Source organism: Streptomyces sp. NPDC007872 (assembly GCF_042868165.1).
In the GTDB taxonomy this organism is placed as follows: Bacteria; Actinomycetota; Actinomycetes; order Streptomycetales; family Streptomycetaceae; genus Streptomyces.
Genome location: NZ_JBIAEA010000002.1, coordinates 1,101,331 through 1,116,227 on the forward strand (window position 1 = coordinate 1,101,331; position 14,897 = coordinate 1,116,227).

A 14,897-nucleotide genomic window follows, 5' to 3' on the forward strand; every position below is an offset into this window, starting at 1 on the left:
GGTTTATTTTGGCTTTGTCGTGGGGTTGCTTTGCTTCGGGGTGGGTCTTTCTGTTTTCTCGGGGGGGGGGGGGGGGCGGGGGGGGGGGCGGGGGGGGGGGGGGGCGGCGGGGCGCCCCGGCCCCCCCGGCGGTGTTCCCGTGGCGTTCAGTCGGTGTTCGCGGAGGCGCGGGAGGGTGGCCCGCGACATCCGGCCACCACAGGGAGAACCCGCCGCCATGCCGCTCAACCGCAGAGAGTTCACCAAGCAGTCCACCGCCGCCGGTGCGGGGCTCGCCCTCACCGGTGTCGTCGGGGCTCTCGCCACCGCCCCCGAGGCGCTCGCGTCCGACGAGCCGCAGGCGCACGGGGCCGGACACGACCACGGACATGGCCACGATCACGGACACGGACACGGCCACGCCCTCGGGTACGGGCCGCTGGTCGCCGACCCGAAGGGGATGCTCGCCCTGCCCGCCGGGTTCTCCTACCGCGTCGTCACCCACAGCGGCGTGACCCGTCTGGAGTCGGGCGAGTTCACCCCCTCCAACCACGACGGCACCGCCGCCTTCGCGGGCCCGCGCGGCACCACGTACCTGGTCAACAACCACGAGCTCAAGGGTCCCCGCGCCAAGTGGACCCACCCCGTCCCGCTCGTCGAGGGCCTCGTCTACGACCCGGCCGCGGCCGGCGGCTGCACCGTCGTCGAGGTGCACCGCGACGGCACCGTGGCCGAATGGGTGGGCCTCGCCGGGACCTCCACCAACTGCGCGGGCGGGCGCACCGCCTGGGGCACCTGGCTCACCGGCGAGGAGAACTCCGACCTCGCCGGCGTCAACGGCATGACCGAGGACCACGGTTACATCTTCGAGGTCGACCCGCGCGACCACCGCGCCAACCGCCACCCGAAGCCGGTCAAGGCCTTCGGCCGGTACGACCACGAGGCCGTCGTCGTCGACCCCGAGCGCGGCCACGCCTACCTCACCGAGGACGCCTCCGGCCCCAACGGGCTGCTCTTCCGCTGGGTGCCGCCGAAGGGCTTCCGGCACGGGCGCGGCAAACTCCGCACCCTCGCGGACGACGCCGGTGCACTCCAGGCCTTCAAGTGCGTCGACTCCGGCGGCCGGGTCGTCGACGACCTCTCCCGCGCCACCCGGATCGGCACCGTCTACGGCGTGGACTGGGTCGACGTCCCCGACCGCGACGCCCGCACCACCCCCGTCCGCAAGCAGTTCGCGGACGGGCAGGTCACCCGCGCCCGCAAGCTGGAGGGCATGTGGTGGGCCGACGGCGGCGCCTACGTCGTCTCCTCCTACGCGCGCGCCGAGAGCCCGGGCGCGGCGCACGACGGCCAGGTCTGGTTCTACGACCCGAAGCGCCGCACCCTCACCCTCAAGGTGCTGCTCGGCGTGAACGCGAACCCCGACGCGGACGGCGCCTACGACGGCCCCGACAACATCACCGTCTCGCCGTACGGCGGGCTCGTCATCGCCGAGGACGGCGAAGGGGTCCAGCACCTCTTCGGCGCCACCGACTCCGGCCGCACGTACCCGATCGCCCGCAACGACCTCAACGGCAGCGAGTTCACCGGCGTCGTCTTCTCGCCCGACGGCGACACGCTGTTCGCCAACATCCAGGACCCGGGCATCATGGTCGCGATCACCGGCCCCTGGCGCCGCCAGCCCCGCCGCTGAGACGGGACAGGGGGTTCCCGGGGGATCCCCGGGAACCCCCTGTCGGGCCGGTCGCTCAGAGCGCCTGGGCGGCCGGCTTCACCATGCCCCGGACGGTCCGCGACTTCACGAACTCGCCCATCGCCGTCATCTCCCACTCGCCGGAGAACTGCCTGATCAGCTTCGCCATCATCACGCCGGTCTGCGGCTCGGCGGTGGTCAGGTCGAAGCGGACCAGCTCCTCGCCCGTCGCCGCGTCGATCAGCCGGCAGTAGGCCTTGGCGACCTCGGTGAACTTCTGGCCGGAGAAGGAGTTGACCGTGAAGACGAGGCCGGAGACCTCGGCGGGCAGCCGGCCCAGGTCGACGACGATCACCTCGTCGTCGCCCGCGCCCTCGCCGGTGAGGTTGTCGCCGGAGTGCTTGACCGAGCCGTTGAGGATGGCCAGCTTGCCGAAGTAGCAACTGTCCAGGTGGTTGCGCTGGGGTCCGTACGCGATGACGGACGCGTCCAGGTCGATGTCCTTGCCCCGGTAGGCGGGTTCCCAGCCGAGGCCCATCTTGACCTGCGAGAGCAGCGGACGGCCGCCCTTGACCAGGGACACCGTCTGGTTCTTCTGGAGGTTGACCCGGCCCTTGTCGAGGTTGATCTTGCCGGTACCGGGTGCGGGAGCGGCGGGGGCGGCCGGGGGAGCGGGCGGGGCCGGGGGCGCGACCCGGGGGTCCGCCGGGGCGGCGGGCGGCGCGGGCGGGGCCGGGGGAGCGGGGGGCGCCGGGGACGCGGCCTGCGCGGCGGGGGCCGGGGGCGCGGCCGGCTCGTCGTCGACCGAGACGCCGAAGTCGGTCGCGATGCCGGCGAGCCCGTTCGCGTAGCCCTGGCCCACGGCGCGGGCCTTCCACGCGCCGTTGCGCAGGTAGATCTCGACGACCACGAGCGCCGTCTCCGTGGCGAGCCGCGGCGGCGTGAAGGTGGCGAGGGGGCTGCCGTCGTCCGCGTTCCGGATCGTCGCCGTGGGCTCGACGCCCTGGAAGGTCCGGCCCGCGGCGTCCGGGCTCGCCGTGACGACGATCCTCTCGACGCCGGCCGGCAGGGCGCCGGTGTCGACCAGGATCGCGTCGGGCGCGGTCCCGCCGCCGGAGCGGTAGGTGACACCGGGCCCGGCCGGCTGGTTGTAGAAGATGAAGTCGTCGTCCGAGCGCACCTTGCCGTTGGCGCCGAGCAGCAGGCCCGAGACGTCGAGCCGCACCGGGGCGGCGACGTCCACCGCCACGCGCGTGGCGGTGAGAGGGATGTTCGAGCCGGGGGTCATAGCGGTCATGCCAGGGCTAACGATCCGGGCCCCTTTGCCGTTCCCTTACCTTCGCCCGGTTCGACCACCCTGGTTACGCGGATGGTTCCGGGCCTGCCGCTCGTTGCCGAAGCGGTACGCGCCCGTCCAGCGGGCCATGACGAGCTGGGCGTCGCCCGACTCCACCTCCGCCAGGAACTTCTCGGCGCGCCCGCCGCGCAGCACGCCCGCGGCGCGGCCCTGGTGGGTGAGGACGACGGAGCCGTCGCCCCGCCGCTCGTACGTGAATCCATGAGGTCGTGGCATGACGGGCATCCTGCCGTTCCCGGTCAGATCCGTCATATGAATATTCTTTCGACCCATGGGTGCTGTGGGGGCCGGGGGAACGACGGTGGGCGCTGTGGGGCGGACGGGGACGGTGGGGCGGACGGGGACGGTGGAGCAGGCGAAGCCGGTGGGGACGGCGGGACCGGTGGGGACGGCGGAGTCCGGGGGGCCGGGGAGACCGGCGGACGGGAGCTCGTTCCGGACGCAGGACGTGGACGAGGCGCGCGAGGAGCTGGACGCGCGGTACTACACGAGCCGCATGGAGCTCGTCGAGCGCCGGGCGCGCCCCTTCGCGGCGCGGTTCGACACCGTCGTCCTCGGACCGCTGGTCATCGGCGACCTGAGCTGCGGGGCCGACGTCCGGATGAGTTTCGGGGAACTGGGCGCCTACCACCTGAACGCCCCGCTCACCGGCACCATGGAGCTGCGCCAGGGCGGCGGCCCGGTCCTCGTCGCGACGGCCGCCGAGGCACTGCTGCTCGACCCGGCGGGGGACACCTTCCTGGACCGCTGGAGCGGCGACTGCCGGACCCTGGCCGTGAAGATCGGGGCGGCCGCGCTGCGCGAGCGCCTCGAACAGCTCATGGGCCGGGCGCCGCGCGGCCCGCTCGCCTTCGAACCCCGGCTCGACATCACGCGCGGCCCCGGCCTGAGCTGGGTGCGCCTCGCCCGCCGGGTCGCGTACGAGACGCTGACCGGGGAGGGCCTGGCCCGGCACGAACTGGTGGCCAGGCCCCTCCAGGAGGCGCTGCTCAACGGGCTGCTCCTGGCCGCCGAGCACCCCTGGCGCGAGGCGCTCGACCGGCCGGGGGAGGCCCGGCGGCCGGCCCCGGTCAAGCGGGCGATGGACGCGGTGCGGGAGCGCCCCGAGCACCCGTTCACCACCACCGAGCTCGCCGCCCTGGCCCGGGTGAGCGTGCGCCGCCTCCAGGAGTCCTTCCGGGAGTACGTGGGGATGTCCCCGATGGCGTACGTACGGGAGGTCCGCCTCGACCGGGTCCGCGAGGAGCTGCGGGCGGCCGCGCCGGGCGAGGTGAGCGTGAGCGAGGTGGCCTGGCGCTGGGGCTTCGGCCACCAGGGCCGGTTCGCGGCGCGCTACCGGGAGAAGTACGGCGAGTCCCCGTCCCGGACGCTGCGGGCGGGGCGCTGAGGGGCGCGGGGCGGGGCGCCGAGGGGGTGCGGGGCGGGAGAGCGGTGGCGGGAGACCGGCGGCGGTATCGCGCCAAAGCCGTCGGCCGGGGCCGGCGGCGGTGTCACCGGCCGGAGCCGGGCCGCCGGAGCCGGGCCGCCGGGGGCGCGCTCCCCGGCCGGGGCGTGCTTCCGCCGCTCCGATCCGTCGCGCATTCCGGACAGGTCCCGCGTTCCGCGGCTCGCGACGATCTTCGGGCGGGCCTACGGTGAGCGGGTCCGGTCCGCCCACGCGGACGGTCACCCGGACCCGGCCGGCTCCCCCGTATCAGTCCGGCCGGGTCCTGCGTACCTCCGTGCGGCGGTTCCGGATCAGACCAGGCCGCCGTTGGCGGTCAGCGACTGGCCGTTGACCCACTGGCCCCCGGGCGAGCAGAGGAAGTCCACCAGGTGCGCCGCGTCCCGCGGGGTGCCGAGGCGGCCGAGCGGGGTCTTGCGCACGACCTCCTCCCGCAGCTCCTCCGACATCCAGCCGGTGTCCACCGGGCCCGGGTTGACGACGTTCGCGGTGACCCCGAGGTGCGCGAACTCGTGGGCGGCCGCCAGGGTGATGCGGTCCAGGGCGCCCTTGCTCGCCCCGTACGGGAGGTTCCCCACGGTGTGGTCGCTGGTCAGGGCGACGACGCGGCCGGTCCCGTGGGTTCCGGCGAAGCGCCGGCCGTACTCCCGTACCAGCAGCCAGGACGCGCGCGCGTTGACCGCGAAATGGCGGTCGAAACTCTCGACCGTGGTGTCGAGGAGACCGGAGTCGACCGACTCGCAGTGGCACAGGACGAGGGCCGTGACCGGACGGCCGAGGCGCTGTTCGGCGGCGTCGAAGACGAGCGCGGGGGCCCCGGGGTCGGCGAGGTCGGCCTCCACCGCCTCGGCGGTCGCGCCCCGGCCGGCCAGGTCGCGGAGGATCGCCTCGGTCGCGCCCCGCTCGACGCCCCAATCCATGCGCAGGTCGTAGGGGGTCCAGTGGGTGAGGACGAGGTCCCAGCCCGAGTCCGCGAGGCGCCGGGCGACGGCCGCGCCGATGCCGACGGTACGGCCGACCCCGGTCACGAGGGCGAGGGGACGGGTCATGCGGCGGCTCTCCTTCGGACGGTACGGGGGCGGGCGCGGGGCGGACGCAGCGGGCCCTTCACCGGGGCCGCCCGCGTGCGGGACCTTCGGGGCCGTGGACACGCTAGGGAGCGGCCTGACGGAGCGTCAAAGGGTTTGTGGGAGCGCTTCCCCGCGGGGGCGGCGGATCCTGGGCCCGGCCGGGACGCCGCCCTGCCCCCGGGCCCGTCCGGTCCCGCCCCGGCCCTCACCAGGCCAGGTCCTCCAGCGCGTCCAGGTCCGGCATCGCCGCCTCCGCCGGTTCGGGGGCGCCCGTGCCCGCCCGCAGCTCGGCCCAGATCGTCTTGCCGCGCCGGCCGTACCGCGTTCCCCAGCGTTCCGCGTACTGCGCGACCAGGTAGAGCCCGCGCCCGCCCTCGTCCGTCGCCGCCGCGTGCCGCAGGTGCGGCGAGGTGCTGCTGCCGTCCGAGACCTCGCAGATCAGCGTCCGGTCGTGGAGCAGCCGCACGCGCACCGGGTCCGCGCCGTACCGTACCGCGTTCGTGATCAGCTCGCTGAGGATCAGCTCCGCCGAGAACGCGAGCCCGTCGAGCCCCCACTCCGACAGCTTCGCCGCCGCCGCGTTCCGCACCGGCGACACCGCCGACGGGTCCCGTGCCACCTCCCACTCGGCGATCCGCTCCCGGTCGAGGAGCCGGGTCCGCGCCACCAGGAGCGCGATGTCGTCGCGCGGCGCGGGCGGGAGGAGCGTCGCGAAGACGTCCGAGCAGGTCTGCTCCGGGCTCCGGTCCGGACGGGCGAGCGCGGACCGCAGCAGCCCGAGCCCCGCGTCGAAGTCCCGCCCCTGGTCCTCCACGAGGCCGTCGGTGAAGAGCACCAGCTTGCTGCCCTCCGGCAGCCGCAGCTCCGTCGACGCGAACGGCGCCTCGCCCAGGCCGAGCCCGAGCGGCAGCCCCGACGCCAGCTCGGGGAACTCCACCCGCCCGTCGGGCGCCACGAGCGCGGGCCCGGGATGGCCCGCGCTCGCCACCGTGCACACTCCGGAGGCCGGATCGTAGATCGCGTACAGACAGGTCGCGCCGGTGATGCCCTCGTCGCGCCGCCGCCCCTCCCCGTCCGTCCCCTCCGTCTCCCGGGCGTCGATCCGCCCCGTCAACTCGTCCAGGTGGCCCAGGATCTCCTCCGGCGGCACGTCCAGGGTCGAGAAGTTGTGCACGGCCGTGCGCAGCCGCCCCATGGCCGCCGCCGCGTGCAGCCCGTGCCCCACCACGTCCCCCACCACGAGCGCCACCCGCGCCCCCGGCAGCGGGATCACGTCGAACCAGTCGCCGCCCACCCCCGCCTTCGCCGGGAGGTAGCGGTGCGCGACCTCCACCGCGCTCTGCTCCGGCAGCACCCGGGGCAGCAGGCTCCGCTGGAGCGACACCGCCATCGCGTGCTCCCGGGTGAACCGGCGCGCGTTGTCGATCGCGACCGCCGCCCGCGCCGCCAGCTCCTCCGCGAACGACAGGTCCTCCTCCCCGAACGGCTCCTGCGTGTCCGCCCGCCAGAAGTTCGCCATCCCCAGGACCACCCCCCGGGCCAGCAGCGGCACCGTGAGCAGCGAGTGCATCCCGTACGCGAGGGCCTGCGCCGCCCCCTCCGGGTCCTGCGCCCGCCAGCCCTCCGCCTCGGCCAGCTCCGGCTGCACCACCGCGTGCCCCGAGGCCAGGGCCATGGCCATCGGAGTGCTGGGCACGTCGAAGCGGACGGTGTCCCCGACCGGCTGGAGCGGCCGGTCCGGCCGCAGCCCGCTCAGCGCCGTCCGCCGCATCTCCGCCGACGCGGCCGCCGTCTCCACGATCTCGGAGGGCTCCTCCCCGCGCAGCACCGGCTCCAGGAGCTCCACCGTGGCGAAGTCCGCGAACCGGGGCACCGCCACCTCCGCCAGCTCCTCCGCCGTCCGCACGACCTCCAGGGTCGTCCCGATCCGGACCCCCGCCTCGTAGAGCAACTGGAGCCGCCCCCGGGCCAGCGCCGCCCGGCCGGACAGCGCGGCCAGCTCGGTGGTGTCCCGCATCGTCATCACGCAGCCGGACTCGGAGCCGTGCGGCAGCGTGGGCCGCACGCTCACCGCGAGCAACCGGTCGCCCGCCCGGTGCACCTCGTCGGTCGCCGCCTCCCCCGACTCCAGGAGCTCGACCGTACGCGGGTCCAGACCCAGCTCCGAGACGTGCCGCCGCTCGGCCTCCGGCCCCAGACCGAGCAGCCGCCGCGCCTCGTCGTTGGCGAGCAGCAGCCGGTGGTCGGAGTCGATGATCAGGACCCCCTCCCGCACGGCGTGCAGCACCGCCTCGTGGTGCTCCTTCATCCGGGTCATCTCGGCCGGCCCCAGGCCGTGCGTCTGGCGCCGCAGCCGCCGGCTCACCAGGGCCGCCCCGCCCACCGCCACCAGGAGCGCGCCGCCCGCCGCCCCGGCGAGCAGCGGCAGCCGGTCCTGGACGGAGTGCGCGATGTTCTCCACCTCGATGCCGCTGGTCACCAGACCGACGATCTTGCCCCGATCGTTCACCACGGGCACCACGGCCCGCACCGCGTCGTTCGGCGCGCCCTCGAAGAGCTCCGTGTACGACTCGCCGTCCACCGCCGCCCGGGAGAGGTCGCCGACCGCCCTGCGGCCGATCAGGTCCGGCTGCGAGTCGGTGTACCGCATCCCGTCCGGGCCCAGGATCGCGATGAAGTCGAGCCGCGTGGCCCGCCGGATCGCCTCCGCCTCGTCCTGGAGCCGCGCCGTCGGGTCGGGCGAGGCCAGCGCCGCGTCGATGCCCGGGGCGTTCGCCAGCGCCTCCGCGACCGCGAGCGAGCGGGCCCGGGCGTCCCGCTCGGTGTCCCGCCGCTCCTGGTAGAAGGTGACGAACAGCGCCGCCACGATCACCAGGAGCGCGATCAGCGCCTCCAGGGCGAAGACCTGCCCGGCGACGCTCCGCAGCCCGGTCTCGCGCCGCTTCTCCTTGCCCCGCCGCGCCCGCCCCCGGTCCCGGCCGGTGCCGGGGCCCGGGCCGTTCCGCCGCTTCCGCGGGGTCATCCCGTGCTCCGGGCGATCAGGAGCGCCACGTCGTCCGGCGCGCCCGGCCGGCGCAGCGCCCGCAGCAGCAGGTCACAGGTCTCCTCCAGGGGACCGCGCGCCTCGTCGAGCAGGCCCACGAGCAGGGCGAGCCGCTCGTCGATCGCCTCGTCGCGGGTCTCGATCAGCCCGTCCGTGTAGAGCACCAGGCGGTCCCCGGGCCGGAACGGCACCCGGGCCGTGCGGAAGGTGCCGCCGCCCACCCCCAGCGGCACCCCGGTCGAGAGCCGCACCAGCTCGGCCGGGCCGTCCACCGGGACCCGCACGGGCGGCAGGTGGCCCGCGTTCGCGATCCGGCACCGCTCCCTGGCCGGGTCGTGCACGGCGAAGAGGCAGGTCGCGATGTAGTGCTCCAGGCCCTCCGTGATCCGGTCCAGGTGCCGCAGCACCTGCGCCGGGGACAGGTCGAGGTCCGCGAACGCGCAGGTCGCCGTCCGCAGCCGGCCCATCGTCGCCGCCGCGTCGATCCCGCTGCCCATCACGTCCCCGACGACGAGCGCCGTCTTGTCGTCGGGCAGCGGGATCACGTCGTACCAGTCCCCGCCGACCTCGCTCGACGCCTGCGCCGGCTGGTAGCGGGCCGCGACCTCCAGGCCCGCCCGCGCGGGCGGCGCCCCCGGCAGCAGGCTGCGCTGGAGCGTCACCGCCGAGTTCCGCACGCTCTGGTACCAGCGCGCGTTGTCGATGCTCACCGCCGCCCGGGCCGCCAGCTCCGTCGCGAGCAGCACGTCGTCCCCGTCGAACGGCAGCGCGTTGCGGTCCCGCTTGAGGTCGAGCGCGCCGAGCACCTCGCCGCGCGCGATCAGCGGCACCGCGAGGTACGAGTGGACCCCGGCCCTGGCCAGCATCTCGGCCGCCTCCGGGCTCCGCGCGATCCGCGGCAGGTCCCCGGGCCCGACCCGCTCCACCAGGACCGGCAGACCGGTGTGCACGCACCGGGTGACCAGCCGGTCCGCCCCGTACATCGCGACCGACCCCGGCGGGTCGGCGGCCGGCAGCGCCTCCGTGGGCCCCGACGCCTTCACCGCGAGCGCGCGGAACAGCGCCGGGCCCTCCTCCTCCGGCGCCCCCGGCCTGCGCAGCGACAGGACGGAGTCCAGGACGTCGACGGCCGCGACGTCCGCGAGCGCCGGCACCACGACCGAGGCCAGCTCGTCGGCGGTCCGCTCCACCTCCAGGGTGGTGCCGACCCGGGCCGAGGCGTCCGCGATGAGCGCGAGCCGCCGCCGGGACCGGTCCGCCTCCGCGTCCGCCCGGTGCCGCTCGGTCACGTCGATCACCGAGGCCGCCACGCCCAGGACCCGGCCCTCGCCGCCTTCGAGGCGGTAGAAGGACACCGACCAGACGTGGTCACGGCCCGGGTCCGCGGGGGTCCGGCCCACCGTGGAGTGGTCGAGCACCGGCTCGCCCGACTCCAGGACCGCCCGCAGCACCTCCTCCACCCCCGGCGCGTCGATCGCCGGCAGCATGTCGGAGATCCGCCGCCCGGTGTGCAGGGCGGCCGGGATGCCGTTGATCCGCTCCAGGGCCGGGTTCACCAGGACGAAGCGCAGCGCGGTGTCGAAGACGGCGAGGCCGATCGGGGACTGGGAGACGAGCCGGTCGGAGAGGGCCAGCTCGGCCTCGACCCGCTCGACGACGGTCCGGTCGGCGGCGATCCCCAGGGCGTAGAGCCCGCCCAGGTCGTCGGTGAGCCGCATATTGCGGAACTCCACCTGCCGGGTGGAGCCGTCCTTGTGCCGCACGGGGAAGGTGCCCGACCAGGCCGTGCCGGCGGCGAGCACCTCGCCGAAGAGGCGCGTCGCCTCCTCGCGGTGGTCGTCGCCGACGATCAGCCGGGCCACGTACTGGCCGAGGGCCTCCTCGGCGCGGAAGCCGAAGAGGGCCTCCGCCTGCGGGCTCCACAGCACGATCCGGCCGCGCGCGTCCACGACGACGGCCGCGACCCCGAGCACGTCGAGCAGCCCCTTGCCGTCCAGGGGCACCCCGACCCGCCCCGCCGTCCCAGGGAAGGAACCGGCCGTCACCCTGCCTCCTCCCGCCGCGCCCGCGCTTTTCCTCCATGCTCCCCGCCCGGAGGCCGCGCCGCACCTAGGGGGCGCCCGCATCCTTCCGCTTCTCGTACCGCAGCGCGAGCCCCGTCACGAGCGCGCCGAGCCCCTCCCACAGGCCCACGCCCAGGAAGCCGGACGGGGCGCGGCCGGTGACGACGGCGAGGGTGAAGACCGCGCAGGTGAGGAGGCGGAAGGGGACCGTCCAGCGGAAGAACGGCTTCCAGTCGGCGAGCGCGGCCAGGACGTAGTAGACGCCCATGTTGAGCGCGGCCATCGAGGAGGCCGTCAGGAAGACCGGGGTGTGGTCGCCGTCCGCCCGCCCGCCGTCGGGCACCGGCTCGAAGCCCATGACCGTGAGCAGGGCGTCCGGGACGACCAGGCCCACCACGCCGAGCGCGGCGGCGAGCACGCCGAAGACCGCCATGGTCCAGCCGGACAGGGAACGGGGCAGACGCACGGGGGTCCTCCGCGAGGCGAGGGCGAACAGGGGGTGCGGGATCGAACGCGCGCTCGGATGCGAGCGTGCCCCTGCATATCGCGTGACGGGGCCCGACGGCCAATCGGGCCCCGCTCACCGTCACTTCGACGCCACCCGCGCCACCGACGCCACGCCGACGTCACCGGCGTCACTTCAGCGCCGCCGCCATCATCTTCTGCGCCACCGGCGCCGCCAGGCCGTTGCCGCTGACCTCGGAGCGGGCCGCGCCCGAGTCCTCGATCATCACCGCGACGGCCACCTGCTTCCCGGTCGAGGAGTCCTTGGCGTACGAGGTGAACCAGGCGTACGGCGTCTTGCTGTTGTTCTCGCCGTGCTGCGCGGTGCCCGTCTTGCCGCCGACCTCCGCCCCGGCGACCGCCGCGTTGGTGCCGGTGCCCTCCTCCACCACGGTCACCATCGCGCTGCGCAACTGCTCGGCCGTCGAGGAGGAGACGATCCGCCGGGTGTCCCCGTCCTCGTACGAGGCGAGCGCGTCGCCGTCGGAGTCCTCGACCCGCGACACCATGTGCGGGGCCGCGAGGAGGCCGTCGTGGGCGATCGCCGCCGACACCATGGCCATCTGGAGCGGGGTGGCCGTCACGTCGAACTGGCCGATGCCGCTGAGCGCCGTCTGCGCCGGGTCCATCGTCGACGGGTACACGCTCGCGTACGCCCGGACCGGGACGTCCAGCCCGGCGTCGTTGAAGCCGAACTTCTCCGCCGTCGCCCGCACCTTGTCCTGCCCCAGGTCGGCGGCCATCTTGCCGAAGACGTTGTTGCAGGAGTACCGCAGCGCGGTGCGGATCGTGGCGTCCTCGCAGGGCGCGGAGGCGTTCTCGTTCCTCAGCACGGTCCGGGTGTGCGGCAGCGTGTACGGGTCGGGGCTCCGCGTCGCCGTGTCCACCGAGCGGTAGAGGCCGTCCTCCAGGGCCGCCGCCGCGACGACCAGCTTGAAGGTGGAGCCGGGCGGCAGCGGCTGCCGCAGCGCCCGGTTGACCAGCGGCTTGTCCTCGTCGGAGGTCAGCTCCTTCCAGGCGGCCCCGTCGTTCGTGCCGGAGATCCTCGACGGGTCGTAGGACGGCGTGGAGGCCAGGGCGAGGATCCGGCCGCTCACCGGGTCGACGGCGACGGCCGCGCCCTTCTTGTTCCCGAGCGCCCGGTAGGCGGCCTTCTGCACGGCGGGGTCGATCGTGGTGACGACCGTGCCCGGCTCCTGCTGCTCGCGGGTCACCGCGTCCAGCGGGTTCTTCAGCCGGTCGTCGGTGCCGTCGAGGACGTCGGCGTAGATGCCCTCCAGTTGGGTGGCGCCGTACGCCTGCGAGCTGTAGCCGGTGACGGCCGCGTACAGCTCGCCGTCCGGGTAGGTCCGCCGGTACGCCAGGTCCGTCCCCTCCGTCCTCTTCGAGCCGGTGACCGGGGAGCCGGCCACGACGATGTTCCCGAGCGGCTGCGCGTACTGCGCGATCGTCTTCCGCCGGTTCTTCTGGTCGTCCGCGAGCGCCTTGGCCTCGTACGCCTGCACCCACGTGGCCCGGCCCAGGAGGGCGAGCACGAGGAGCAGCACGAAGACCGAGGTGTGCCTGATCGTCTTGTTCATCGCACTTGTCGGGACGAACGGACCGGCGGCGGACGTTCCGGATGTGTTCCGTTTCTCAGCGAACCTTCATGTCCGGATCCGTGCGGTCGGCCGTGCGATCATGCGGGAGCCCCGGGAGGGGCCGGAAACGCGGGGGAACGGGGAAGGGGCCGGGCGTGGGCGGAGAGCGGGACGGTTCGTCGGTGCCGGACGAGGTGTGGGAGGAGTTCCTCCGGACCTCGGCCGACGGCGCGGGGGACGCGCCGAAGGAGCCGTCCGCACGCGCCCGCGAGGAGGCGGCCCGACTGCGGGCGGCGCCCGCGCCGTGGCGCGCGTCCGCGTCCGCGCCCGTACGCCCCCGGAGCAGGAGGGGCTGGTACGTGGCGGGCTTCGTGACCGCCCTCGCCCTGCTGTTCGTGGCGGTGGACCCGGGAGGCGTCGTCGGCTGGTCCGGCCACGGGGACCGGGCCGGGGCGCCCCTCGCGCCGGAGACCGCCCGGCCGGAGGAGACGCCCCCCGCCGAACCGGGCGGACGGGCCACGCTCGCCGACCCCTTCCGCGGCTCCCCGGCCGCGCGCTGGAAGAGCGGCACGGCCGGCATCACCGTGCCCGCCGCCGAGGCCACCGGCCGGATGACGAAGGCGGAGGTGGCGCGGGCCCTCACGCGCACGCGTGACTTCCTCGCCGCGTCCGGCCTGGACCCGGCGGTGCTGCGGGGCGCCCGCCCGGAGCGGGCGATCGCCCTGATGAACCCGCGCCAGGAGGACGTCAGGACCTTCGTGTCGACCGCCCTGAGCACCCCCGGCGAGGACCACGACCCGCTGCTGCTCTTCAGCCGCTTCGACCCGGCGCAGGCCCGCCTCGTCGGGGACGAGGTCAGGACCCGGGGCCGGCTCTCCTACCGGGAGGGGAGGCTCGGGGCCCTGGAGGTGACCGCCGACGTCACCTACGTCTACCCGGTCGCCCCGGCCGGCGGCGGCGACGAGGTCGTGCGCGTGATCGCGCGGCGGGAGACCGTGGTGAGCTGGGACGACCCGGCGAAGGCGGCCACGGAGGAGGGGACCTTCACCCTCCTGTCGTACAAGCTCCACATGACCAACGGCGGCTGCGGCGAGTCCACCGGCTACTTCCGGCCACAGTTCGGCGGGGGCGCGCCGGACACGGGCACGGCCACGGACGGCCGCACGATCGACCCCTACGCCCGCACGGAGCCGCTGGGCGAGGACCGGAGCCGGGAGGGCTGCGGGACGGCCACGCGGTCGTAGCGGCCCCTTCCGGGGCCCTCCCCTTCCGTACGGGTCCGGCCCGTACCGGGCTCAGAGCCGCCGGGTCATCAGGGCCAGCCGGTCCCGCGCGGCGAGGAGCGCGTCCTCGATCGACCGTTCGCGGTCCGGGGTGAGCCGCGCCACCGGCACCGAGCAACTGATCGCGTCCCGCGCCGGGGTCCGGTAGGGGACGGCCACGCCGAAGCAGCGCAGCCCCAGCGTGTTCTCCTCGCGGTCCACCGAGAAGCCCCGCTCGCGGACGACCCGCAGCTCCTCGATCAGCTCCTCGCGGTCGGTGGTCGTGTGCGCGGTCGGCGCCGGCAGGGTCTCCGGGAGGAGCTTGCGCACCTGCTCGTCGTCGTGGGTGGCGAGCAGCGCCTTGCCGAGCGCGGTCGAGTGCGCGGGCAGCCGCCGCCCGACCCGGGTGAACGGCCGCAGGTGGTGCGGGGACCGGCGGGTCGCCAGACAGACCACGTCGGTGCCGTCGAGCCGCGCCAGGCCGACCGTCTCGGTGGTCTCGTCCGCGAGCCGGTCCAGGACGGTCCGGGAGGCGGCCACCACCTCGTCGCCGTCGACGTACGCGGTGCCGACGAGCAGCGCCCGCACCCCGATGCCGTACCGGGTGCCGGTCGCGTCCGTCTCCACCCAGCCCAGCTCCACCAGGGTGCGAAGCAGCATGTACAGACTGGACTTGGGGTAACCGACGGCCTCCTGCACGGTGGCCAGTGAATGCGTCCCGGGGCGCCCGGCGAAGTACTCGAGGAGCTCCACGGTCCGCACTGCGGACTTCACCTGCGCCCCGCCCGCGTCGGCACCCGCCATGGTCCTCGCCCCTCTTCCGTCGCCCGCCCCTCCCGGTCGCCCCCGGCCGGACGGGACCCCTTGTGGAGACGGCAGGGCCGTCAATAGAGTCCACCGGA

11 protein-coding genes are annotated in these 14,897 nt (G+C 75.1%); 3 read left to right on the forward strand and 8 right to left on the reverse strand.

Annotated elements, in window-relative coordinates:
* Positions 1-217: 217 nt before the first annotated feature.
* Positions 218-1,672, forward strand: a complete 1,455-nt coding sequence (locus ACFYNX_RS10085; RefSeq protein ID WP_388659565.1) for an alkaline phosphatase PhoX — start codon at positions 218-220, stop codon at positions 1,670-1,672.
* 55 nt (positions 1,673-1,727) lie between these two features.
* Here the strand turns inward: ACFYNX_RS10085 and ACFYNX_RS10090 are convergent, their stop codons facing one another.
* The gene (locus tag ACFYNX_RS10090; RefSeq protein ID WP_388659568.1) at positions 1,728-2,969 is read right to left on the reverse strand and encodes a TerD family protein; all 1,242 of its coding nucleotides are present in this window, start codon (positions 2,967-2,969) and stop codon (positions 1,728-1,730) included.
* Between the two features lie 36 nt (positions 2,970-3,005).
* Complete coding sequence (locus tag ACFYNX_RS10095; RefSeq protein ID WP_125656251.1) at positions 3,006-3,245, reverse strand: hypothetical protein; 240 nt, start codon at positions 3,243-3,245, stop codon at positions 3,006-3,008.
* Positions 3,246-3,477: 232 nt separating this feature from the next.
* Between ACFYNX_RS10095 and ACFYNX_RS10100 the strand changes: the two genes are divergently transcribed.
* Complete coding sequence (locus ACFYNX_RS10100) at positions 3,478-4,416, forward strand: AraC family transcriptional regulator (protein WP_388659570.1); 939 nt, start codon at positions 3,478-3,480, stop codon at positions 4,414-4,416.
* Between the two features lie 350 nt (positions 4,417-4,766).
* Here ACFYNX_RS10100 and ACFYNX_RS10105 read toward each other — a convergent pair whose 3' ends face one another.
* The 5 genes from ACFYNX_RS10105 to ACFYNX_RS10125 all read right to left on the reverse strand — a co-directional run bounded on the left by ACFYNX_RS10105 (position 4,767) and on the right by ACFYNX_RS10125 (position 12,733).
* Positions 4,767-5,522: an SDR family oxidoreductase gene (locus tag ACFYNX_RS10105; RefSeq protein ID WP_388659572.1), complete on the reverse strand. Its 756-nt coding sequence runs from the start codon at positions 5,520-5,522 to the stop codon at positions 4,767-4,769.
* 226 nt (positions 5,523-5,748) lie between these two features.
* Positions 5,749-8,565 carry a SpoIIE family protein phosphatase gene (locus tag ACFYNX_RS10110; RefSeq protein WP_388659574.1) on the reverse strand — a complete coding sequence of 939 codons (2,817 nt, stop codon included), beginning with the start codon at positions 8,563-8,565 and terminating at the stop codon, positions 5,749-5,751.
* Positions 8,562-10,631 carry a SpoIIE family protein phosphatase gene (locus ACFYNX_RS10115; RefSeq protein ID WP_388659577.1) on the reverse strand — a complete coding sequence of 690 codons (2,070 nt, stop codon included), beginning with the start codon at positions 10,629-10,631 and terminating at the stop codon, positions 8,562-8,564. The genes ACFYNX_RS10110 and ACFYNX_RS10115 overlap by 4 nt, the downstream gene beginning before the upstream one ends.
* 64 nt (positions 10,632-10,695) lie before the next feature.
* Positions 10,696-11,082: a hypothetical protein gene (locus ACFYNX_RS10120; RefSeq protein ID WP_388659802.1), complete on the reverse strand. Its 387-nt coding sequence runs from the start codon at positions 11,080-11,082 to the stop codon at positions 10,696-10,698.
* Between the two features lie 202 nt (positions 11,083-11,284).
* A complete protein-coding gene (locus ACFYNX_RS10125) occupies positions 11,285-12,733 on the reverse strand; it encodes a peptidoglycan D,D-transpeptidase FtsI family protein (protein WP_388659580.1) in 1,449 nt (482 codons plus the stop codon).
* A 155-nt stretch (positions 12,734-12,888) separates the two neighbouring features.
* Between ACFYNX_RS10125 and ACFYNX_RS10130 the strand changes: the two genes are divergently transcribed.
* On the forward strand, positions 12,889-13,977 hold the full coding sequence (locus tag ACFYNX_RS10130) for a hypothetical protein (RefSeq protein ID WP_388659583.1): 1,089 nt from the start codon (positions 12,889-12,891) through the stop codon (positions 13,975-13,977).
* A gap of 51 nt (positions 13,978-14,028) precedes the next feature.
* Here the strand turns inward: ACFYNX_RS10130 and ACFYNX_RS10135 are convergent, their stop codons facing one another.
* Entirely contained in the window at positions 14,029-14,799 is a 771-nt protein-coding gene (locus ACFYNX_RS10135; RefSeq protein WP_365540773.1) for an IclR family transcriptional regulator, read from the reverse strand.
* Between the last annotated feature and the right edge of the window lie 98 nt (positions 14,800-14,897).